General features: G+C 45.6%; 1 protein-coding gene. It reads right to left on the reverse strand.

Annotated elements, in window-relative coordinates; genetic code table 11:
* Nucleotides 1-186: hypothetical protein (locus EIC27_RS07405; protein ID WP_205702366.1), on the reverse strand; the 186-nt coding region annotated here is incomplete at its 3' end.
* Between the last annotated feature and the right edge of the window lie 1,210 nt (nt 187-1,396).

The raw sequence follows: 1,396 nt of genomic DNA on the forward strand, positions 1-1,396 counted from the left end.
ATCACATGTGGCTCTATTAAGTAATAAAGCATCATATACACTTGGCAAGAATACATCTTTATAGCCACTTAAATTGGATTGCATTTGTGTTATCATATACCTCTCTGTGTAAAATAGATCAGACTTAATTTGAACATCAACAATAGGACCAACACATGAACATAGACAAGCATGATTGAACAACATAAAGTGGCCCACTCACTTTTAAGGAGGAGTGGTGGGCCACTTTCACGAAGTTGGTCGGGCCCACTTTCTGACTGCTCGATCACTAAGTGAGACTGCTGAATCTGACTGCTCAGGTTACTTCACTGGGCAACACCTGCGCACATGCGCGCGTCCTTAATTTGACTACACTTTATACTATACACTATATTTTATAGTACAAAGTACCCAATTTAGATAGGCCAGTGGCCCCTGATTGTGCGGGGGCGTACTTTTCGATTTTACTGTCAATTCACTGCTTTCGACCAATTTCGTGACCCCGGGTGGCCTACGGCCACCCTTTTGCCCCAGTCGGAACCTGGGACTGGCCGGCCCTCAATTTGACTCGCGCGCACCAGTTTTGACTGCAGTTTAAACTGGCCTTGTTAGTCTAGTGGGCGAAGCCCACTGGTCTAACAAGGACTCAGCTAATCGCTTCGCTCTTAGCTTCGTACCTTAGTTTTATTCTTTATTCTAAATTAGCCAGGTCATATTTGACTAGACCAATGGGCTTTCAGCCCATTGGGCTGGTCAAATATGACCGGCATAGTCATGCTGGCCTTTGGCCAGCATGACTATGCTCTAGGATAATTTATCAGTCTGAAGGCCCCTTGAAGGGGGCCTTCAGACTGATAAATTATCCGTTATAAGTCTAAAATCTGGCCATTCAAGGCCAGATTTTAGACGTACTTAGGTATTTTCTTTTAAGGCCAGACCTAGGTTCGGTAAGCAGGGCCCTTTGGGCCCTGCTTACCTCACGACGGCAGTCCTTCGGACTGCCTAGAGCATAGACTGGCCTTTGGCCAGTCTATGCCGGGACATGTGACCTAATGGCCCAAAGGGCCATTAGGTCACATGTCCCTACACTAAGTACGGCCACTTGCCTTAGGGGGACTACTTTCTTATTTTGCTTACGAAATTGCTGCTGCGCAGCAATTCGTTAGCAAAATAAGAAAGTAGTCCCCCTTTATTTTGGGCCAGTGGCGATAGGATTTCGTACGGACACTGGGCTGGACCAATGGGCCATCCAGTGGCCTTACAATTTCGTGAAAGTACGCTAAAATGGTCCTTGAATGGCCCATTTTAGCTCATAATTTGGGCTTTATTTTTATAAATTACGGCCATTTAGGACTGGTTTTTAGTGGGAAATGACCTGTCTCACGAGTTTTTTGCACGTTCTCCCCAAAATTTGACT

Origin of the sequence: Candidatus Aquarickettsia rohweri, assembly GCF_003953955.1 — a bacterium.
GTDB classification, from domain to species: Bacteria; Pseudomonadota; Alphaproteobacteria; order Rickettsiales; family Midichloriaceae; genus Aquirickettsia; species Aquirickettsia rohweri.